Annotated in this window: 24 protein-coding genes; 4 read left to right on the top strand and 20 right to left on the bottom strand. The window is 54.8% G+C overall.

Annotation, left to right across the window (positions count from 1 at the left end):
• Nucleotides 1–3: 3 nt before the first annotated feature.
• From AC4OVS_RS09885 to AC4OVS_RS09875, 3 genes are read right to left on the bottom strand one after another with little or no spacing between them, the layout of a single operon-like run.
• A complete protein-coding gene (locus AC4OVS_RS09885; protein ID WP_047352915.1) occupies nucleotides 4–327 on the bottom strand; it encodes a phage tail assembly protein in 324 nt (107 codons plus the stop codon).
• A 57-nt stretch (nucleotides 328–384) separates the two neighbouring features.
• Nucleotides 385–903 carry a phage major tail tube protein gene (locus tag AC4OVS_RS09880; RefSeq protein ID WP_023295232.1) on the bottom strand — a complete coding sequence of 173 codons (519 nt, stop codon included), beginning with the start codon at nucleotides 901–903 and terminating at the stop codon, nucleotides 385–387.
• 12 nt (nucleotides 904–915) lie between these two features.
• Nucleotides 916–2,109, bottom strand: coding sequence for a phage tail sheath protein (locus tag AC4OVS_RS09875; RefSeq protein ID WP_023323582.1), 1,194 nt, complete (start codon nucleotides 2,107–2,109; stop codon nucleotides 916–918).
• Nucleotides 2,110–2,337: 228 nt separating this feature from the next.
• On the opposite strand from AC4OVS_RS09875, the gene AC4OVS_RS09870 reads away from it, so the two are divergent.
• Entirely contained in the window at nucleotides 2,338–2,460 is a 123-nt protein-coding gene (locus AC4OVS_RS09870; RefSeq protein ID WP_264300040.1) for a hypothetical protein, read from the top strand.
• 23 nt (nucleotides 2,461–2,483) lie between these two features.
• On the opposite strand, the gene AC4OVS_RS09865 is transcribed toward AC4OVS_RS09870, so the two are convergent.
• From AC4OVS_RS09865 to AC4OVS_RS09840, 6 genes are read right to left on the bottom strand one after another with little or no spacing between them, the layout of a single operon-like run.
• Nucleotides 2,484–2,915, bottom strand: a complete 432-nt coding sequence (locus AC4OVS_RS09865) for a tail fiber assembly protein (RefSeq protein ID WP_032659926.1) — start codon at nucleotides 2,913–2,915, stop codon at nucleotides 2,484–2,486.
• A 1-nt stretch (nucleotide 2,916) separates the two neighbouring features.
• Nucleotides 2,917–5,265 (bottom strand): phage tail-collar fiber domain-containing protein, encoded by a 2,349-nt coding sequence (locus tag AC4OVS_RS09860; RefSeq protein WP_032659924.1) that lies wholly within the window; start codon nucleotides 5,263–5,265, stop codon nucleotides 2,917–2,919.
• 11 nt (nucleotides 5,266–5,276) lie between these two features.
• A complete protein-coding gene (locus AC4OVS_RS09855; RefSeq protein WP_032609889.1) occupies nucleotides 5,277–5,807 on the bottom strand; it encodes a phage tail protein I in 531 nt (176 codons plus the stop codon).
• Nucleotides 5,800–6,708 carry a baseplate assembly protein gene (locus tag AC4OVS_RS09850; protein WP_047352914.1) on the bottom strand — a complete coding sequence of 303 codons (909 nt, stop codon included), beginning with the start codon at nucleotides 6,706–6,708 and terminating at the stop codon, nucleotides 5,800–5,802. Before AC4OVS_RS09850 ends, AC4OVS_RS09855 begins: the two co-directional genes overlap by 8 nt.
• A gap of 5 nt (nucleotides 6,709–6,713) precedes the next feature.
• Nucleotides 6,714–7,064: a GPW/gp25 family protein gene (locus AC4OVS_RS09845; RefSeq protein WP_047352913.1), complete on the bottom strand. Its 351-nt coding sequence runs from the start codon at nucleotides 7,062–7,064 to the stop codon at nucleotides 6,714–6,716.
• Nucleotides 7,061–7,696, bottom strand: coding sequence for a phage baseplate assembly protein V (locus tag AC4OVS_RS09840; RefSeq protein ID WP_047352912.1), 636 nt, complete (start codon nucleotides 7,694–7,696; stop codon nucleotides 7,061–7,063). Before AC4OVS_RS09840 ends, AC4OVS_RS09845 begins: the two co-directional genes overlap by 4 nt.
• 207 nt (nucleotides 7,697–7,903) lie before the next feature.
• Here AC4OVS_RS09840 and AC4OVS_RS09835 point away from each other — a divergent pair, with 207 nt between their 5' ends.
• Complete coding sequence (locus tag AC4OVS_RS09835) at nucleotides 7,904–8,767, top strand: hypothetical protein (protein ID WP_047352911.1); 864 nt, start codon at nucleotides 7,904–7,906, stop codon at nucleotides 8,765–8,767.
• Between the two features lie 113 nt (nucleotides 8,768–8,880).
• Here AC4OVS_RS09835 and AC4OVS_RS09830 read toward each other — a convergent pair whose 3' ends face one another.
• From AC4OVS_RS09830 to AC4OVS_RS09780, 11 genes are all read right to left on the bottom strand, one after another.
• Nucleotides 8,881–9,354 carry a phage virion morphogenesis protein gene (locus tag AC4OVS_RS09830; RefSeq protein ID WP_047352910.1) on the bottom strand — a complete coding sequence of 158 codons (474 nt, stop codon included), beginning with the start codon at nucleotides 9,352–9,354 and terminating at the stop codon, nucleotides 8,881–8,883.
• Nucleotides 9,347–9,814: a phage tail protein gene (locus AC4OVS_RS09825; protein WP_491922352.1), complete on the bottom strand. Its 468-nt coding sequence runs from the start codon at nucleotides 9,812–9,814 to the stop codon at nucleotides 9,347–9,349. Before AC4OVS_RS09825 ends, AC4OVS_RS09830 begins: the two co-directional genes overlap by 8 nt.
• On the bottom strand, nucleotides 9,777–10,022 hold the full coding sequence (gene lysC / locus AC4OVS_RS09820) for an Rz1-like lysis system protein LysC (protein ID WP_491922351.1): 246 nt from the start codon (nucleotides 10,020–10,022) through the stop codon (nucleotides 9,777–9,779). The genes AC4OVS_RS09825 and lysC overlap by 38 nt, the downstream gene beginning before the upstream one ends.
• Nucleotides 9,910–10,335: an Rz-like lysis system protein LysB gene (gene lysB / locus AC4OVS_RS09815; protein ID WP_047352909.1), complete on the bottom strand. Its 426-nt coding sequence runs from the start codon at nucleotides 10,333–10,335 to the stop codon at nucleotides 9,910–9,912. Before lysB ends, lysC begins: the two co-directional genes overlap by 113 nt.
• The gene (locus tag AC4OVS_RS09810; RefSeq protein WP_047352908.1) at nucleotides 10,332–10,841 is read right to left on the bottom strand and encodes a lysozyme; all 510 of its coding nucleotides are present in this window, start codon (nucleotides 10,839–10,841) and stop codon (nucleotides 10,332–10,334) included. Before AC4OVS_RS09810 ends, lysB begins: the two co-directional genes overlap by 4 nt.
• Nucleotides 10,825–11,046, bottom strand: coding sequence for a phage holin family protein (locus AC4OVS_RS09805; RefSeq protein ID WP_014170137.1), 222 nt, complete (start codon nucleotides 11,044–11,046; stop codon nucleotides 10,825–10,827). Before AC4OVS_RS09805 ends, AC4OVS_RS09810 begins: the two co-directional genes overlap by 17 nt.
• Nucleotides 11,037–11,240 (bottom strand): tail protein X, encoded by a 204-nt coding sequence (locus AC4OVS_RS09800; protein WP_017382979.1) that lies wholly within the window; start codon nucleotides 11,238–11,240, stop codon nucleotides 11,037–11,039. The genes AC4OVS_RS09805 and AC4OVS_RS09800 overlap by 10 nt, the downstream gene beginning before the upstream one ends.
• Nucleotides 11,240–11,746, bottom strand: coding sequence for a head completion/stabilization protein (locus AC4OVS_RS09795; RefSeq protein WP_032609900.1), 507 nt, complete (start codon nucleotides 11,744–11,746; stop codon nucleotides 11,240–11,242). The genes AC4OVS_RS09800 and AC4OVS_RS09795 overlap by 1 nt, the downstream gene beginning before the upstream one ends.
• A gap of 99 nt (nucleotides 11,747–11,845) precedes the next feature.
• A complete protein-coding gene (locus tag AC4OVS_RS09790; protein ID WP_148972754.1) occupies nucleotides 11,846–12,601 on the bottom strand; it encodes a phage terminase small subunit in 756 nt (251 codons plus the stop codon).
• Between the two features lie 3 nt (nucleotides 12,602–12,604).
• The gene (locus AC4OVS_RS09785; RefSeq protein WP_017382976.1) at nucleotides 12,605–13,672 is read right to left on the bottom strand and encodes a phage major capsid protein, P2 family; all 1,068 of its coding nucleotides are present in this window, start codon (nucleotides 13,670–13,672) and stop codon (nucleotides 12,605–12,607) included.
• Nucleotides 13,673–13,727: 55 nt separating this feature from the next.
• Nucleotides 13,728–14,582: a GPO family capsid scaffolding protein gene (locus AC4OVS_RS09780; RefSeq protein ID WP_047352906.1), complete on the bottom strand. Its 855-nt coding sequence runs from the start codon at nucleotides 14,580–14,582 to the stop codon at nucleotides 13,728–13,730.
• Nucleotides 14,583–14,747: 165 nt separating this feature from the next.
• On the opposite strand from AC4OVS_RS09780, the gene AC4OVS_RS09775 reads away from it, so the two are divergent.
• The gene (locus AC4OVS_RS09775) at nucleotides 14,748–16,517 is read left to right on the top strand and encodes a terminase ATPase subunit family protein (protein ID WP_047352905.1); all 1,770 of its coding nucleotides are present in this window, start codon (nucleotides 14,748–14,750) and stop codon (nucleotides 16,515–16,517) included.
• Nucleotide 16,518: 1 nt separating this feature from the next.
• A complete protein-coding gene (locus AC4OVS_RS09770) occupies nucleotides 16,519–17,544 on the top strand; it encodes a phage portal protein (RefSeq protein ID WP_047352904.1) in 1,026 nt (341 codons plus the stop codon).
• Nucleotides 17,545–18,026 lie beyond the last annotated feature (482 nt).

Raw genomic sequence — 18,026 nt, 5'->3', positions numbered from 1 at the left:
ACGTCAGCGAGCCGAAGATGGCGACAAAAAACCAATCACCTCAGCGGCGAACTGCATCAGGTCTGAGGCATCCAGACGGGCAATTTCATGCTCGGTGAGTGCCGGGTAGGTCATACGCGGCAGCACCTTAATCAGCGCGTCAACGTCAGAGTTTGCCAGTGAGGCCAGCGACACCCCGCGCAGGGTTCCCGCGTTAGGTTTTGAAACCGTCACCTCTCCGATTTTTTGCTCACCGCGCATGAGGGGGTTATCGAGGGTCACGACGTGTGGCTTTTTGGTTTCGGCGACTTCAATTTCTGTAACGCCGGTTTCGATGTTGTTTTCCATGATGTTGCTCTCGTCAAAGTTAAGTGACCGGCCAGCCTGACTGACCGGTTAAGAGGGTTACAGGCCAATGGCCTTGCGGTGCTCTGCCAGACGGTCGACGCCGTCGACTTTCAGCACCATGTTGATGACGTCAATCTCGATGACCTCCCTGCCGTCAATCGTGAGCTGGTAGTACGCGCATTCGGTCGAGATTTTGGTCGTGCCGCTTTCGCCCTGTTTGTTTTCGCCGCCGTCGTACTCTTTGTGACGGCCACGCATGACCACCTCAACGGCAGAAATCGCGCCGGTGTCATCGCGCTGGTATGAGCCGGTAAAGCGCAACGGTACGCTGTCCGCGCCCGGTGAGGCGTACTGCGCCCACAGCTCGACGTCGGGCAGACCGCCGAGCGTCCACTCGCACGACAGCGCATCGTCATCGAGACCGAGGTCAATCGACACCGAACCCGGCATCCCGCCGCCGCGGTATTTCTCAAGCTTACGGGTCAGCTTTGGCAGGGTGACGGATTCAACGACGCCCATGTAGCTCAGGCCATCGTTGAACATGTTCAGGTATTTCAGTTTGCGTGGTAATGCCATGCTCAGAGCTCCTTAGCTGTTGACCGACTCTGACAGGTTCGCCAGATAGGTATCAGTGATGCGCTGGCGCAGGGTCAGGTTTTCCAGCGGCGGGACGGGGGTGTAGTCGTAATCGATATACAGTTTCCCCACCTTGAGCGTTTCCACGCTGTTTGACTCCGGGTCGTACCAGCAGGAGCCGTCAACGATATAGCCGTTGTTTTTCAGCTCGCGGAATTTCGCATTGATACCGGCGACGATGTCGCGGATAAGCGTTGCGGTGACGGGTTTATCAATCGCCCAGGCGTGCGCCTCCGCCATCGTGTCGGCCAGCACCTGCGCCGTGCGGGTGTAGTTTTCAAAGAGGAATAACGGATCGTCGGAACAGGTACGGTTGCCCCAGAATTTAAATCCGTCGTTACGGATCAACGTCGTGACACCGGCCTGATTCAACAGGTTCGCGTCGGTGGCCTTCTCCTGCAAGTCCCACGAGACCGAGGCACTGACGCCGGTGACGCCATTCACGCCGACGTTAGACAGCGTTTTGTGCCAGCCCGTCTCCTGGTCGATTTTGGCACGCAGGCCGAGCGCGCGGGCGGTCGCCCATGCTATATCGGTCTGATTCGCCGTAGTGTCCCACGCCAGAAAATCAGGGTGAATGACCATCAGCTCGCGCTGGCTGAAATTCTCACGGTAGGCGATGGCTTCGGAAATGGTCTTGCAGCCCCACGCGCTGATATAGCCAAACGCGCGCAGGCTCTGACAGGTCGCCGCGAGCGCGGTCGCCACTTCCAGAGAATCCAGCCCCGGCACGCCGAGAATACGCGGCTTGACGCCGGTGACGGTTTTGGCGGTCAACAGCGCTTTAAGCCCAGTGTATTTGCCGTTTTCGTCGGTCGTGCCGATGATGTTGGAAATGGTTTCTTTCTGCGCTGCTTCCGGGTCGTCCGGGTCTTCAATACCTTCGGCAACGCGCACAACCACAACGACCGGCTTGCACTGGTCGGCAATGGCTTGCAGGGATTTTGACAGGGTGCCGAGCTTACCGGCTTTACCGATAGCGTTCTGCACGCTGGTAATCAGCACCGGCTCATTTAGCGGGAATGTTGAATCGTCAGCATCGCTGGCGGTGCAGACCATGCCGATGATAGCCGTCGAAACGGTGGAAATGGTGCGCGTGCCATCGTTAATCTCGATGACCTCGACGCCGTGATGATAGTCGCTCATCCGTTTAACTCCGTGGTTAAGGGGTGCAACTATTTTCTGTTGTGTGTGAGGTGTGAGAAACGAAAGGCCGTTGGGGAAGTGACAGCACAACGCGCAGTGACCGGTTGCCATGTGAGGAAAGCGTCATTGATCGTTATCAGCGATCAATCACGGTTAATCGATCGCTGATAACCATTATCAATGAATGGGTATTGTCGCTATCGTTTCGCCATTAACGAGGAAGCGATAATGACGATTTTACTCTGGGTTATTGGTTGTCTGGCTACATGGTGGCTCTTTGGCTTTTGCTGGCTCAGACTGTTTGTCGGTGATGAAACAGAAAAAGACTATGAAGAATGCCCCTATGATTAAACCCGCTTAACGCGGGTTTTTTATTACTCTGTTAACGGCGATTCAGGCCATTCAATTTCGTCAGGCTCACTGGTATCAACCCGGTTAAGTAAAACCCGGTATTTCTTCCACGCCGACAGGCTCGCCATTTCCTCATCTGTCGCCATCGACAAATCGACCGCATCCTGCAATGGGGCTATGGCCTGAGCTGCTACAGACAAGAGCTGCGCCTTTAATGACTCAGCTTTTTCGATAGCTTCCTCGCGTGTAGGTGGTTCGATGTCGACCCATTCCATACATTCTGATTCAACATTGTACTGAGGCGCTTTCCGGTCAGGTGAAACCATAAAAGCTTCATATTCGTCATCGGATATGGTCATCAGATCAGCCGGTACTGAAATATCCTGAGCCTGATATGCCTTAACAGTTTCCTCAAGGTAAAAGCTTTTTTCTGTATTACTGAAATATTTCTTCATATCAATATCCCGACACGATAAGTGAAAATGTTCCGTTACAGTTTCGGGTCTGGATTTTCACCTGATTTTTATTGACCGGCGTGCACATATAATATGAGTCGGAGTTGTTGCCACCCGAACCATAAAAACTGACCCCTGTACCGAGAATGCCGTTAGGGAAAGATGTAGGCAGTGTCACGGTTACAGTGGCATTATTACCGACAGCAATATTTCTTACTGCCTGCATAAAGACAGCGCCGTTGCCGTGAGTATAATAAGCGCTGTTATTTCCTGTCGTCGTTTTACCGACCCCGTAGCGCGCATCCGATTCTGCTTTGGTATAGGCCTGACCAGCCGGGGTATAATTGCCCTTTGGCTGATAGGTGTTTCTCAGATATGCATCAAGCCACTGATTGCCCCATTTTGAGCCGAATATATTTCCATCAGCTGCAAAACGAGCACTCCCTCCGCCTGCCTGTACTTCACCACTGGAATAAATAATACTTCCATTGATTCGCCCGTTAACGACTAACTGAACACCGTTTGAGGGATGACGCTCAATGTAAGCTTTCCAGCCGGCATCATCTGCAAACTCTATCCTGTTGCCGCGACTCGCATCACCGCCCCAGTAAATTCGGCCGTTTCGGGGGTTGGCACCAGTTTTCTCTGACGTGATACCGCTACCGTTTTTAAAGGTGAGAGTGCTGCTTACTGATGCGCCTGCATTCATGTTGAAGAGCATATAACTCGTTATGCCACTGTTCAGGAATCGCATTACCTGTTTGCTGTTGGCATAAACATCCAGCACACCATCTCCGTTCTGTTTGAAACCGGTGTCATTATCCCCCAGAGCAATAGAGTTCCCCCCAAGGCCGCTGACTACACCCAGCCCAAGACCGCCGTTAACGACTGCACCATTACCCAGCGTCACTCTGCCATTAGTGAGATCTGCATAAAATGGACGCAGTGAACTTATGCCGCCATTTTCCCCCTGGTCTTTTACTGTCGGAATCAGGTAAAAATTATTTTCTGAACGGCGAAAAATCATTCCGTATGCCGCATCGTAAATGCGCAACGCATCAGCAGCGCGAATCTTAAGCCCCCCGGTCATTGTATCGCCGCCCTTATTCACGGCATTAATATCAGCTGGGGAGGGTTTATTGGACGCATCATACTGTTTAACCCAGGCTGACCACGTCCCGCTGTAAAGCGTGCGAATGTACGAGCGGGAGCTGTTATAAATCCGGTAAATCTGCGTGATACCGGCATGCTTATAAACTTCCAGCGAACCGGCGTTAGCTTCTGGATAGTTCCTGCCGGTTTGAGCCTGCGCATTCGCTGGCTGGTAATAAAGTCCCGCCGTGGTGTAGGCGTTCAGGTCGGCGGCATTGCCAATTGCCACGGCTTGCCCGTTGAAAATATCCTGCGCGCTGATATTAAAATCATCAGTCAGCGCATGACCATTAATCCTGCGCCCTGATGGTACGCGCCCGTTAGCGTTGTCATTCGCGGCCTTAACTGCTTTCGGCGTTGCCGCCAGCGCCTCAGACGTGCTGTCGGTTGCGCTGCTGAGCTGGACGATACCCTTTTGCTCCGTGGTGGCGTCCTGAGCCGTATATTTCCCTTTCGCAAGGTCATACGCCGCCTTAACCGCTTTCGGCGTCGCTGCGACGCTCTCAGACGTGCTGTCGGTCGCGCTACTGAGCTGGACGATACCCTTTTTCGCCGTGGTGGCATCCTGAGCCGTATATTTACCCTTCGCAATGTCATACGCCGCTTTAACCGCTTTCGGCGTCGCTGCGACGCTCTCAGACACGCTGTCGGTCGCGCTGCTGAGCTGAGTAAAACCCTTTGCGGTGAGCGTGGCGTCAGGATGGCGGCGGGACTGCTCATGCTCAGCGAGCTTGTCGTCGACGTAGTCCTGCGTTGCCATCACCGTTGAGGTGTCGATGGTCAGCTCGACTGACTCGATGTCGCTCACCATAATTACCATTCGCACGGTCTGCGCACGGCCTGACCCCTCCGCCAGCGCTGGCTTGTAGCTTTCGGCCATATTACCGACCGCTATCAGCGTGCCGGTGTCGTCATAGAGTCCGAGCTCACGCATCCAGAAACCGCCGGTCTCAGGCGGGATGAGCAGCTCCGCCACGACATAATTTTTGTGCTTATTGTCCTGGCTGATTTTGTTCAGCGCATGACGCCAGACCTCTTTAACGAGTTTTGTCTGGTTTGGGTCAGGCACCGGCAGCGTACCGCCGCCGTCACCGACGGCCATCGCCGTAAAATTGACTTTTTTCCCGTTCGGGACGGTCGCTGCGGCCAGCTTGATTGCACCGGCTTTGGTGATGACCGTTTTATATTTCACTGTCATTGTGCTCTCACTTATCCGGGGTAAACCGTGATGATGTCGCCGTCATAGCTCAGGGCGCCGGTGTACAGATAGCCGGGAATGTCCTGAATAATATTGAGGCCGATAAGATGGCGGCTGGCTGGCTTTGCATCGGCAATAAGCCGCTCCATTTCGTAATACATTTCCTCGGTGATGCCGGTCTCCAGCACACCGATATCGAGTCGAAACGTGCCGGGCGGATCGTTTGTCTGCCACCACTCAGACACGTTTATCAGGTAGCCGAGCGGCTCCACGACGCGGCGCACTGCCCCAATCGTTCCTTTGTGTGCGTGGATATACCAGGCATTGCGGATCACATCCCGTTTGGTGGCCTCCGGCCAGTTCTCATCCCAGCGGTCAACGGAAAACGCCCACGCCAGCCACGGCAAGAGGTTTGCCGGGCAGTCGTCCGGGCTCCAGAGTCGGCGCAGGGGGACGGGGGTATTTTCGATTTCAGCGCAGGCGCGCGCCGCCGCCAACTCAAGCGGCGAGGAGCCAACCGGCAACAGTCGGGTGTCATTCATCATTACCCCCTATGGTGACGCTGTACTCGCTGCACCATGACGCCTGCGTTTCATCGAGAACGATGTCAGCCACCGGCGCGGCCAGCTCGACACGCTGCACGCCCTCGACGTGGAGCGCCGCATAGATGGCCGATTTACGGATGTCACGCCCGAGCCGGTGCTGCGCGGTGATATACGCCTGTAACTTTGCTTTTGCCGCACTGAGCACAGGCTCACTTTCGGGGCCGGGGTAAAGGTAAAGCGATGCAGTGATTTTGTAGTCGATGATTTTCGCTGACTGCACGGTCACGCGGTCGGCCACCGGCCTGACGTCCTCGTCGTTCAGGGCATCGCGCACGATAGCGAGCAGCTCGTCAGAGGCCACGCCGTTATTTTCACGCGACAGCACGGACACGGTCACACACGCAGGCTCAGGACTGATGACGGAAATATCCGCGACACGCCCGTCGGCGCTGCGGCCATGAAACTGATATGCACCGGTTGAGCCTGCGGTACTCAGTCCTTCAAAAGCCTGTTGGATGCGCAGACGGTAGTCTGTATTCGACTCCATTACGGCTGGCGTGGGCGGAAACGTCGTGTCGTCTGCCGGGGTGATGACGAGGCGCTCGACGTTATAATTTCCGCCTATCTGGTCAAGGTCGGCATCTTCTGCATACGCCAGCATGACCGCACGCGCGGCCTCGTTGACGCGCTGGCGCCAGATAACCTCCCGATAGGCGTTTTCCTCCAGCAGCTTAACAATCGGCTCTGATTCGAGCGTCAGCGTGCGCGCGACTGCCTCCTGTTGTTCCTCCGGGTATAACGAGACGAGGGTCGCCTTGCGCTCCGCGAGGATGGTCTCATAGTCCAGCACCTCCACGACATCAGGCGCGGCGAGCTGGTTCAGGTCAACAATTGCCATAACGTTTAACTCAATGGAATAGTGAGGGAAAAGGGCTGACCGTTAGCCGAGCGCGTGCCGGTAATATCGACATACAGCCCGCCGTCGGTCTCCGACCGCTCAAAGGTGATGGTTGTCAGACTGACGCGCGGCTCCCACTTCTGGATCGCGGAATAGCACGCGGCCATAATTTGCAATCGCAGTGCCGGTGTCTGCGGCTGGTCAATCAGTGCCGACAGAAGCGAGCCGTATTCACGGCGCATGACGCGCGAGCCAACCGGCGTGACGAGAATGTCGCGCACGCTTTGCCTGATATGCTCAACCTCAGTGACACTGAGGCCGGTCTGGCTGTTCATTCCCAGATAACGCACTGTCATATCGGTGCCCCCGTTGTCCCGCCACTGTCGCCCGGGTGTTTATGGAGGTGCAGCACTTTGCCATTTGACGACAGTGACCCGCCTGTATGCTCGATATTCCCGGACATCGTCCCGCCTTTCTGCACTTCGAGCGTGCCGGTCGTCAGTTTGTTGGTACATACCACCTCGGGCGTATCGAGCGTGATGCGGCTTTCGGCTTTCACCAGCACCACCGGCACGGTGGCCGTGATGGAATCCGACGCGGTGACGTTGGCGGTTTTGATGCCAGACACGGTAAGCGCGCCGCTTTCGGGTTCGTACTCAATGACAGCGCCATCGGGAAATGCCACATGTAACGCATCAGGTGAGGCTGACGGCGCGGGATTGTCATCTGAGAAAATGCCTGGCAGCACAAAGGCCGTATCGAGCTCACCGCCGATGGCCAGCAATAACACCTGCTCGCCAACGGATGGAGCCCACCATACGCGCGAGCGACCGGCGCGGCAGGTTAGCCAGTTCAGCCAGGTGGTTTCCATGCCGCCGGTCTGGACACGACAAAGCCCCTCGTCGTGGTCAACGTCGGTCACGATGCCGGTGCGGATAAGGTTGCGGATCGCGCGAGCGATTTCCTGCAGAGAATTTAGATTAGTCATGGGGAAAGGATGCCGCCGGGCAAGGGGTTAGGCTACTCAAGCAGGTTTGATGAGAGATGTAACAACAAGCTATGTTGCGTATATGACACACTTAATTAAAGTAGATTATTGGCAGACCTACACAAATGTTAGAAAGAGTATCGACCCACCTTCACTATTTCGCTATCATTTATATGGCTCAACAATTAGTCTCAACGGAATAAATAAATGACACCAAAAGAAAGCTGTGAGATAGAAATATCAAGATTTTATAAAAAATATTACACATTCACATCTTCAAGTGACACTGATGATCTAAATAATTTACTCAACTCTCTTTGCAGTTCTATAGAAAAGTATGAGATTGCGACCAAAAAAAACGTTAGCAAAGATAATAAGCGATATCTTTCTCTAAAAACTCTACGCAATTTCTCCCTCCATCACTCCGAGCTTTTAAATTCGTCAAAAGGAATAAAATCTTCAGACATTGCAAACATTCGCACTGAAGTGGGAATTTTGTGCCTATTACCTTTAACCGTCATTGAACGCATAATTGAAAATACAAAGCAAGAACAAACAAAACGATACATCCGCGAAACTTTCATTTTTTACGGAAAATATGTCGACATCTATCCCGCGATTTTTAACTTCGCCGTTGACCTTTATTTTTTAGTGCAAGACGCTTCGTTGACAATTACTGGCGAGCACTTCCAAGAAATGGCTAAATCAATCAATTATGAGAAAGCCAACCATTATCCACACTATATATCTGGTAAAATCATAACCCTAACTGGAATTCCTGTTGGCGACTATATTAATGAGCATGTCATTAGTATGGAGCAGAAAATTGAAGAAGAAAAAAAACACACCCCGGGCTCACTCAGAATCGCAAAATCAAGCTCAAGCCCATCCGAACAATTCAAGACACTAAGTAACGAAGATAAAAAGTTTATTTACAAAGATCTTATCGCAACTAAAGCAATTGAGCTAAGTAACAATAATTCTAGCAACCACTTTAAATCAAATAGACCACTCACACCTATCGAGCGACTTGTAGTTCATTTTTTTCTTAAAAAAAATAACATACCTTAACAGCATTATAATTAAAAATAGTAATGGATGTTTTCAATCATTTAGTGAAACATCCATTACATTACACATAATAAACACCGCATCATAATTTCACTGCACAGCGTGGTAGCATACTACCCTGCATCTTTTGTATCCCTCACCCTCAATATATGATGCAAAACAATTTTCTCTATAGAATTATTTTCGGTTTTGCTGAATCCAAGTAACTGGCGCTCTGCATACTGCACGTCATGGCTGTGCGGGTTAGGCCGGTCTTTTAACCCGTACTGATGGACACGCGCAATTCGCTGCACTTTGCCGGTAAACTCCACCATTGCCCTGCTTTCACTGCCAGTGGCTTTCATGTACCGGCTCGTGCGGAGCCTCTGGAACATCGCCCGTTTAATCCTCCCTCTCTTAGCCCTGAGAGGCTGACGCTTTCGCGCCTGATAGGGTGAGCCGTCCGGGGCTTTTTGCTGTTTTATCCGTTGCTGTTGCGACTTGCGCAGCTCCTTTGCAATATCACCGGCAAGCTTGCGACGCCCTGCGGGTGACAGGGCAGCAAGCAGCCCGGTGAGCTGGTTGTCAAAAGGCGTTAAATCACTCATCCCATTTGCTCACCAGTTCGCCGTTAATATAGAGCTCTTTTGGTCGTGTCACGGGCTCAGGCAGCGGCGGCTCCGGGGCATAGCTGACATGCAGCGCGCCGTTTTCCTCTTTGATGAGGGTACGCTCGGTGAGCTGCAGGCTGATGCTGATATCGACGCTGTCCCCGTCGTTTAAATCCATCTGGAAACGGTAGCCTTTTTTTCGCCCTTCATCGAGCGTGCAGATATCAGGCTGGTTTTCCCTGAGCCACGCGACCACCGGCACGAATATCAAATCAGGGTCGCCGACAAAGTCACACACGATCACATTCAGGGTATAAATTTTCTCATGCGACAGCGAGGCCGCGAGACGCGCATCGATATTCCCCTCATCGGCAAAGATGCGCATCATTTCGGGGTTTGTTTCAAGCTGCGGGACGGCTTTATTCAGCGCTTCGCGCAGGCTGCGTGCTTTCTTCATCGAGTTTATCCTGACAGTCTTTGATGGTTTCAACCTGCAGCGCGCAGGCGGCGAGCGCGTGCTCAAGCCTGCGAATATCGGCGCTCAGGTCGCCATTAGTGGCCGGATCGCTGCCCGGCATCGGGCAATAGCTCACTTTCGGGCAGGCGCTGTAAACAATGACCGGCGGAGGTACAACCGGCGCGGGTGTGCAGCCGACGCACAACATCAGGCAGCTCAGCACTGTACCAGCGGCGTAACGTTTCATTCTCATTTATCAGCCTCGTAATGGTTTCTTCACGCCGCACGGCCATTGCACCGGCGGCCAGCAGTTCTCCGCGCAAATTGACCTGCGCGGTTTCATTTCTCCGGGCAATGCCCTGCGAAACGGACAGCTGGTTTTTCAGCATGCCGATCACGTTTTTTTGTTCGGTCGCGACCCTGTTCGCCCTTTCAAAAGAGCGCGTCAGGTTGCCGTTTTCATGACGCTGCCAGAGCACAACCGCCATCAGCGCGATCAGTAAAAACAACATCACTTTCATTGAATCCCCCTGAGGCAATAGGCACGCTCGCGCGCGCGGCGGTTTTCCAGCCCTTTGTTAACGTTGCCATTCACGTAAACCCAGCGGGTGAGCTGGTCGCACGCCTGCGGCCATTGCTGGCGTTTGATAAACGAGACCAGCGTCGACCGGCAGGCCGCGCCGGTTCCAACGTTAAAAGAGAAGCTGACCAGCGCGTCGTAAACGTGCTGCGGCATTTTCACCGGCGCGCATACGGCCAGACGTTTTTCTACGTTCAGCACATCCGCGACAAGGTTCGCCGCCGCCTGCCGTTCGGTGATTTCCCCTTTCGGTACGACGCCTGCAGTGTGGCCGATACCTGACGTCCACACTCCCGCGCTGCACTGGTAAGGCGTCAGGCGACAACCTTCGAGGTCGGCAATCAGCGCCAGCCCCTCGGGCGAGGTGTTAAGCAGACGAAAGTCAGGCATCAGCGCCGCCAGCGCCAGCACTGCGGCCACACTGCAACGTTTAACGATTGATTTCACGAATAGCCCCCTTGTCGAGTCCGAGTGACGTCAGATAGAGGTACGTTTTGCGCTTAAACCAGTAATTCGTAAGCGCGGTAAAAATGGCGCATCCGCCGCCCACGTAAAGCGCCATCTTTTCGGGCGATATTGCGCCGAGGTACGCCAGCGCGACGGCCAGCCAGTAGGCGATAAACGTGGTGATTTTCTCCATACTCAGTCCCATAGATTCACCGTTTCGGTTCTGGCCGCGCTGTCGGTCTCGGGCAGTTCAATTGCCGTGCCGTGCGGCAGGATGACGCCGAGCTCAGACAGGCCGGGATTCGCTTCTAAGACGGTTTCGACCACGCCCTCGGTGCGCCCGTAGTACCGCACACAAATCGCGTCGAGGGTGTCGCCCTGTAGCGCATACGCTTTCATCAGATTTGCCCCACAATGCAGCGCGCTTTGTCCTGGATGCGCGCCACAGACCAGCGCATATCCCGCCACATTTCATCGATAGTGCTGTCGATGCTGTCTGCCTTTTTGTCACCTCTGGCGGTCGCATCCACGCCGCGAAAACGCTCGTAAAGCGTGGCGGTCGTCATTGCACACACGGCGTTGAAGTAGTGGAAAACACGCACACTTTCGCCGTCGAGCCTGTCGGTCGGGACATCCGCCAGCGTGGCGTAACCTGCATCAAGCTGACGCTCGCGCCATTCGCCCAGCTCGGCGTTCGTCTCTGCGATGGCGGTCTTAATTGCCCGGCGCAGGCGCACAGGGGAAACGGTCTGCTCTAAACGCATTTCCTCACGCACGCGCTTCGGGTCAACATCAGGAAAAAACGGGGTGTTTTTGATTACCGGCTCGCTCACGCCCGGTGGCGGTATCACCACGCCCGGCACATCCTGCGGCTCTTTGTTTTGCTCAATAATCAGCGTCGTCATGACAACCTCGGGTAATAGGTGGGCGGTGGACGCCGGTCGCAGTCAGGGCAACTGATACCCGCGTTGACCGGCGTGCCGCCCGGCTCGGGGAGCGCTCGGTTAACCTGCGGCTTTTGCCGTCTTTGGTGGACGCCCGCGACGTGCCGCCGGTTTGGCGGCAGGTTTGCGCGTGCGCGGTTTAGTCGTTGTGGCTTTCGGTGCCGGTTCGGGTTTTGGCCTGAGCTGGCGCTCTAACTGCTCGATATCCTTTTTCACACCGATGGTGCGTTCTAACTGGATCGCACGTTGCAGGTGCGTCAGCGCCTCGGGCAGTTGATTCGCATCACGCAGGACATAGCCGGTGATTTTGTGCAGCTTCGCGCGCACGATATCGGGCATGTCAGCGCGTTCAGTCAGCGCAATAGTGTCGAGCAGGTTCGCCAGTTCGACCGGCTGTTTTGCAGCGAGCAGGCGCTGCGCGGACAGTGCCACCTCTTCGGCCAGCAGGTAAGGCGTCGGACGTCGACCGGTCGGCATGGTCAGGCCATAGGTCATGGCGTAACGGGCAATTTCCAGCGCCCCGGCGATATCGTCAGCATCGAGACGCCACAGCATGACCGTCATGACGATGTCATCCTGCGCGCCCTTGCCGTTTGCGAGGACGCCAGCCACCCATGGCAGATAGAACGGCAGCAGCTCACGCTTTTTATCTGCCTTGCGCTCATTGGATCGGATTTGTTTTAGCGTGCGGTTGTCTGCGGCCAGCTTAACGAGCATCTGCTCATAGGCAGTTGCATTGCGCAGCGGGACAGCAGCCCGCCGCGCTGTTTCAGAGGCCGAGACCCGCATCATGTGACGCGCTGCGGGACTCGTCATGGCTTACTCTCCGCTTTCCGGTGCAGCAGGTGCGGTGAAGTCACCGAGCTTGATATTTTCAATCAGGCAACCGGCAGCGTATGCCTCGACCACGTAGTCGGTATTCATTGACTCGTAGTTCTCGATGCGGTCTTTCTTCGGGTTTTCGATGATGCTGCGGCGATGCGCGTCATCCATGAAGTAGATAGACAGGTTATCGAGACGCGTCACCATCAGGGCATTCGCCGGGAAGTAAGGCACGCGCACGGCAGGCAGGTTGCCGATTCGCTTCTGGCTGATGATGATGTCAGCGGCCAGCGACTCGCTGTTTTCCTGGTCTTTATTGACGATAGGGAAGTATTTATCCGCCATCAGCTTGCGACCGGTGATGACAACCAGCTCCGGGTCATCCTGATAAATCTCATCAATCAGGTTGCCGGTGGCATCCATAACCAGCGCGTCGAGGTTCGCATAGTCGCCGTTTTTACCCACGCGTATCACATCGGAAATGACCGCGCCGTCCTCGTCGGTGATTTTTGACATCACGCGCGCTGGCGCTTCATTGCGGTACTTCTGCAACCAGCCCACCGCCACATCCTGAAGCATCGGATTTTTTTTGCGGTCAGATTTTGCGGCGCGTTCAATACCGTTGAAACCGGCCATGATGAAATCGAGCGCCTGACGCTTGATAATGGCGTTACGGATACGGGTCTGGAAGTCCTGGAATCGCGCCCACAGGTCGAGCTGTTTATAGCGGATATGGAAGTCAAAGTTAATCTGTGCGCACTCGTATTTGTTGGACTCCAGCGCAGTAAAATCAGCGGTTTCACGCTCGCCATCGCCGTCAGTATCAGCGGTGCTCGCGATTGTGCCGTTAACGCCCACACCGACCTTTTCGCCTTTCAGTTCGTCGACCGGCACGATGTTGATTTTCGTCAGGAATGAGGACGATTCCTGCACGGTGTCCATCATGGTTTGCGTGACCGACGGCTCAACGGTGAATTTCTTCGCCACGTCATCGGTGGAAATGTCGTTCAGCTCCGCGACGCGGGTCAGGTAGGCATTGAATTTAAAGCGGGTTTGTTTACGCATGGTTTTTCCTGTTCGGGTAATAGGTATCAGGCCGGGCAGCGCGCCCGGCGGGTTATCAGCAGTTGGTCAGCAGCTCGTCGCCCGTACCACCACGAGAAAGCTCGCGGCGCGGCTGGCGCTGGCTTTCGGTGTTATCGAGGGAGTTTTTGAGGTCGTTAAACGCCTGCGCGCTTTCTTCGGCCTTGCTGGTCACGTCCTGCTTAAGCTGCGCCAGTTCGGTCTCAAGCTCGGTGACGCGCTGGTCGGTGGCGGTGAGGTTGGTTTGCACCAGCTCGGTGACGGTCGTCACAGCCTCATGCACATCTGCAAGACGTGCGTCGTCGCTGGCCTGTTTACGGCTGAAAATGGCCTTTACCTTGTCGGTCAGGCTGTTGAGCATGGTGTCGGGAACGTCCTCAAATTCCAGCTCAGCCAGCGAGGCCACAGAGAAGAGATCGCCCGGCTGGTCTTTTTTACCGGCGAGCGGGTTTTGTGTGGCGCGGCTACAGAATTCGAGGTATTCGGTGCCGAGGCTTGCCGGGTCATCGGTGACGGCGAGGCCAACCAGATAGCACTTGCCACTGTTGGCAAAGTTCGGGCGGATCTCCATTGAGGTGTAAACCTTTTGTCCGGCCTTAACCATGCTGACCAGCTCGTCAAGAGGCTGGATTTTGCCAAACAACGCCTTTTTGCCGTCGAGCGCAGAGCCATCGCTGATAACCTCCGCTTTTAGCTCGACTACATCGCCGTATCGCTTAAACAGACTGTCAGGCAGCAGCCCCCGGATATGTTCGAGGTTAATGCGGCAGCCGTAGACGCGCGGGTCGAACGTGTCGGCCATTTCCTGAATGTCATCAGCGCTGATGACGCGGCCATCGCAGGTGTCACCCTCGACGCCGATGCGAAACCATTTAGAAACTTTCTTTGCCATTGTTCAGGTGTCCTGATATTGGGTTTTCGGGTCGGGGTTAGTTTCCCGACTCAGCCCCTCATCAGCCACCTGTTGCAGAAGTGCAATCCCTGACACAACAGGGGTTTAGCGATTAAGCACGGTCATTTCCTTAGCCTTGCCTCGTAACATTAAAACGAGGTAAGCATGACCATTTCAACTGACCTTTCATTACTCAATGACCCGCGACGACAGGCGCGGCTGTTGTACTGGCAGGGGTTCGCCGTGCCGCAAATCTGCGACATGCTGCAACTCAAGCGCCCCACGGTGCAGAGCTGGAAACAGCGTGATGGATGGGAGGAAACCGCGCCGATTAACCGCGTTGAATCGACGTTAGAGGCGCGCCTCATCCAGATTTACGCCAAGCCCGACCTCACGCCGCACGACTTTAAGGTCGCTGATTTTCTGTCGCGACAGATGGAGCGCCTTGCGCGCGTGAACCGCTACAGCCAGACCGGAAACGAGGTGGATTTAAACCCCAATATCGCCAGCCGTAACAAAGGGGATCGCAAAAAGCCGAAACGTAATTTCTTCAGTGAAGAAGCGATTGAAAAGCTGGAAGAGATTTTCTTTGACCAGTCGTTTGAGTATCAGCTCAACTGGCATAAGGCAGGCATCGCGCACCGTATTCGCCACATCCTCAAATCGCGCCAGATTGGCGCAACGTTCTACTTTGCGCGCGAAGCGCTCCTGCGCGCCCTTAAGACCGGCCATAACCAGATATTTTTATCAGCCAGTAAAACGCAGGCTTACGTTTTCCGTAAGTACATCATCGCCTTTGCGCGTCTGGTCGACGTCGACCTGTCAGGCGACCCGATTGTCATCGGCAACAACGGCGCAGAGCTGATTTTCCTCGGGACTAATTCCAATACCGCGCAGAGTCACAACGGCGACCTCTATGTCGATGAGATTTTCTGGATACCCAATTTCCAGAAGCTGCGAAAAGTCGCCTCCGGTATGGCCTCACAGTCGCACCTGCGCACCACCTATTTTTCGACGCCGTCGACGCTGGCGCACGGCGCGTACCCGTTCTGGTCAGGGGAGCTGTTTAACCGTGGCCGCAGTAACCGCGACGAATGTGTCGACATCGATATCAGTCATCAGGCGCTTGCCGGGGGCATGTTATGCGGGGACGGCCAGTGGCGGCAGATTGTCACCATTGAGGACGCGCTCGCCGGGGGCTGTACCCTGTTTAACCTCGACCAGCTCAGACAGGAAAACAGCGCGGATGACTTCCGTAACCTGTTCATGTGCGAGTTCGTCGACGATAAAGCGTCGGTATTCCCGTTCGAGGAGCTCCAGCGTTGCATGGTCGATGCGATGGAAGAATGGGAGGACTTCGAGCCATTCGCCGACCGTCCGTTTAGCTGGCGTCCGGTCTGGATTGGCTACGACCCGTCACACACCGGCGACAGCGCAGGCTGTGCGGTACTGGCTCCGCCACTTGTAGCCGGAGGCAAGTTCCGCATCCTTGAGCGTCACCAGTGGAAAGGCATGGATTTTGCCGCGCAGGCCGAAGCCATCCGGGCGCTGACCGAGAAATACACGGTCGACTATATCGGCATCGATGCGACCGGCATCGGCCAGGGTGTTTACCAGCTCGTGCGCTCATTCTTCCCGGCAGCGCGCGCCATCCGTTACACGCCGGAAATGAAAACCGCAATGGTGCTGAAAGCGAAAGACACCATCCGACGCGGGTGTCTGGAGTATGACGCCGGTGCGACCGACATCACGCAGTCATTCATGGCTATCCGTAAAACCATGACCAGCAGCGGCCGCAGCGCTACCTATGAAGCCAGCCGCAGTGAGGAAGCCAGCCACGCGGATATCGCATGGGCGACCATGCACGCCCTGTTAAACGAGCCACTTTCCGCCGGTAGCGGTATGCATTCAACCTCGATTCTGGATATCAACTAAGATGAAAAAACGCCAAAAGAAACAGCCAAAACAGACCAACATGACCGCCATTGCACCGCAGAAAATGGAGGCGTTCACCTTTGGCGAGCCGTCACCCGTTCTGGATCGCCGCGATATCCTTGACTATGTCGAGTGCATCAATAACGGCAAATGGTACGAGCCGCCGGTCAACTTCTCCGGGCTGGCGAAAAGCCTGCGCGCCGCCGTGCATCACAGCTCCCCGATTTACGTGAAGCGTAACATCCTGACGAGCACCTACATCCCGCATCCGTTGCTTTCACGGCAGGATTTCAGCCGCCTTGTGCTCGATTATCTGGTTTTTGCTAATGGCTATCTTGAGAAGCGCATGAGCGTGACCGGCCAGCTCATGAAGCTGGAAACCTCTCCGGCCAAATACACCCGCAGGGGTGTCGAAGAGGATGTTTACTGGTACGTGTCGGATTTCTCACACCCGCACCAGTTCGCCCCCGGCTCAGTCTGTCATTTGCTTGAGCCTGACATCAATCAGGAGCTGTACGGGATGCCGGAATACCTGAGCGCGCTTAATTCAGCCTGGCTGAATGAATCCGCCACGTTGTTTCGTCGCAAGTATTACCAGAACGGCGCGCACGCGGGTTACATCATGTACGTCACCGACGCGGCACAGAGCAGCACCGACGTCGAGGCGCTGCGCTCCGCGATGCGTGACTCGAAAGGGCTCGGGAATTTCAAAAACCTGTTTTTTTATGCCCCGAACGGGAAACCGGATGGCATCAAGATTGTGCCACTGAGTGAAGTCGCCACGAAGGATGATTTTTTCAACATCAAAAAGGTGAGCGCCGCCGACCTGCTCGATGCGCACCGCGTACCGTTCCAGCTTATGGGCGGCAAGCCCGAAAATATCGGCTCAATGGGCGATATCGAGAAGGTGGCGCGGGTATTTGTGCGTAACGAGCTGACGCCATTGCAGGAGCGTTTCAAGGAAATCAATGAATGGCTCGGTTTAGAGGTGATCCGCTTTAAGGATTACAACATCGAAACCGAGTAACCCTCCGCCAGAATGCCGCCTCCGGGCGGCATCCTCTTAGAGCCAGCCAGACACCGCACACGCGGCGCAACCACGCCAGCACCTCATTAGCCGACCGCACTCAACAGCGTGCCACCACGACGCGCACAGACGCGTAAAATAAATGCTGTCACCACGTCTGGCGCGCAGTGCTATCCCCGCCTCGCCTGCCCGCTTAAAGGGTCGCTTTTAATGCAGGTGCATCAGGAGTTCCGAGCCGCGCCAGCTCTGGCGCTGGCTGGCAAACGCTGGAATAAAAAAAGAATGCAAACTCATGCACCTGATTCATGCGCCGCTGAAAAGGAACAATAACCGGGAAAATGACATTAAAAAACCGGCATTCACGGTGCCGGTTTGAGGACGATTTTGATCGTACATCTGCCTGTGCGATTGCTAATGCATACATTTGCAACAATCAACAGCATCAATGACATCTATCAAATTTTTAAAACAAAGGTTAACGT

This window comes from Enterobacter sp. 4974935, assembly GCF_058661735.1.
Note: the sequence above shows the minus strand (reverse complement) of the source record. Positions and strands in the feature narration are given on the sequence as shown.

What these genes read in the sequence shown, in the direction of transcription:
- AC4OVS_RS09885 (WP_047352915.1), bottom strand. Translation starts at nt 327, where the DNA reads ATGGAAAACAACATCGAAACCGGCGTTACAGAAATTGAAGTCGCCGAA.
- AC4OVS_RS09880 (WP_023295232.1), bottom strand. Translation starts at nt 903, where the DNA reads ATGGCATTACCACGCAAACTGAAATACCTGAACATGTTCAACGATGGC.
- AC4OVS_RS09875 (WP_023323582.1), bottom strand. Translation starts at nt 2,109, where the DNA reads ATGAGCGACTATCATCACGGCGTCGAGGTCATCGAGATTAACGATGGC.
- AC4OVS_RS09870 (WP_264300040.1), top strand. Translation starts at nt 2,338, where the DNA reads ATGACGATTTTACTCTGGGTTATTGGTTGTCTGGCTACATGGTGGCTC.
- AC4OVS_RS09865 (WP_032659926.1), bottom strand. Translation starts at nt 2,915, where the DNA reads ATGAAGAAATATTTCAGTAATACAGAAAAAAGCTTTTACCTTGAGGAA.
- AC4OVS_RS09860 (WP_032659924.1), bottom strand. Translation starts at nt 5,265, where the DNA reads ATGACAGTGAAATATAAAACGGTCATCACCAAAGCCGGTGCAATCAAG.
- AC4OVS_RS09855 (WP_032609889.1), bottom strand. Translation starts at nt 5,807, where the DNA reads ATGAATGACACCCGACTGTTGCCGGTTGGCTCCTCGCCGCTTGAGTTG.
- AC4OVS_RS09850 (WP_047352914.1), bottom strand. Translation starts at nt 6,708, where the DNA reads ATGGCAATTGTTGACCTGAACCAGCTCGCCGCGCCTGATGTCGTGGAG.
- AC4OVS_RS09845 (WP_047352913.1), bottom strand. Translation starts at nt 7,064, where the DNA reads ATGACAGTGCGTTATCTGGGAATGAACAGCCAGACCGGCCTCAGTGTC.
- AC4OVS_RS09840 (WP_047352912.1), bottom strand. Translation starts at nt 7,696, where the DNA reads ATGACTAATCTAAATTCTCTGCAGGAAATCGCTCGCGCGATCCGCAAC.
- AC4OVS_RS09835 (WP_047352911.1), top strand. Translation starts at nt 7,904, where the DNA reads ATGACACCAAAAGAAAGCTGTGAGATAGAAATATCAAGATTTTATAAA.
- AC4OVS_RS09830 (WP_047352910.1), bottom strand. Translation starts at nt 9,354, where the DNA reads ATGAGTGATTTAACGCCTTTTGACAACCAGCTCACCGGGCTGCTTGCT.
- AC4OVS_RS09825 (WP_491922352.1), bottom strand. Translation starts at nt 9,814, where the DNA reads ATGAAGAAAGCACGCAGCCTGCGCGAAGCGCTGAATAAAGCCGTCCCG.
- lysC (WP_491922351.1), bottom strand. Translation starts at nt 10,022, where the DNA reads ATGTTGTGCGTCGGCTGCACACCCGCGCCGGTTGTACCTCCGCCGGTC.
- lysB (WP_047352909.1), bottom strand. Translation starts at nt 10,335, where the DNA reads ATGAAAGTGATGTTGTTTTTACTGATCGCGCTGATGGCGGTTGTGCTC.
- AC4OVS_RS09805 (WP_014170137.1), bottom strand. Translation starts at nt 11,046, where the DNA reads ATGGGACTGAGTATGGAGAAAATCACCACGTTTATCGCCTACTGGCTG.
- AC4OVS_RS09800 (WP_017382979.1), bottom strand. Translation starts at nt 11,240, where the DNA reads ATGAAAGCGTATGCGCTACAGGGCGACACCCTCGACGCGATTTGTGTG.
- AC4OVS_RS09795 (WP_032609900.1), bottom strand. Translation starts at nt 11,746, where the DNA reads ATGACGACGCTGATTATTGAGCAAAACAAAGAGCCGCAGGATGTGCCG.
- AC4OVS_RS09790 (WP_148972754.1), bottom strand. Translation starts at nt 12,601, where the DNA reads ATGACGAGTCCCGCAGCGCGTCACATGATGCGGGTCTCGGCCTCTGAA.
- AC4OVS_RS09785 (WP_017382976.1), bottom strand. Translation starts at nt 13,672, where the DNA reads ATGCGTAAACAAACCCGCTTTAAATTCAATGCCTACCTGACCCGCGTC.
- AC4OVS_RS09780 (WP_047352906.1), bottom strand. Translation starts at nt 14,582, where the DNA reads ATGGCAAAGAAAGTTTCTAAATGGTTTCGCATCGGCGTCGAGGGTGAC.
- AC4OVS_RS09775 (WP_047352905.1), top strand. Translation starts at nt 14,748, where the DNA reads ATGACCATTTCAACTGACCTTTCATTACTCAATGACCCGCGACGACAG.
- AC4OVS_RS09770 (WP_047352904.1), top strand. Translation starts at nt 16,519, where the DNA reads ATGAAAAAACGCCAAAAGAAACAGCCAAAACAGACCAACATGACCGCC.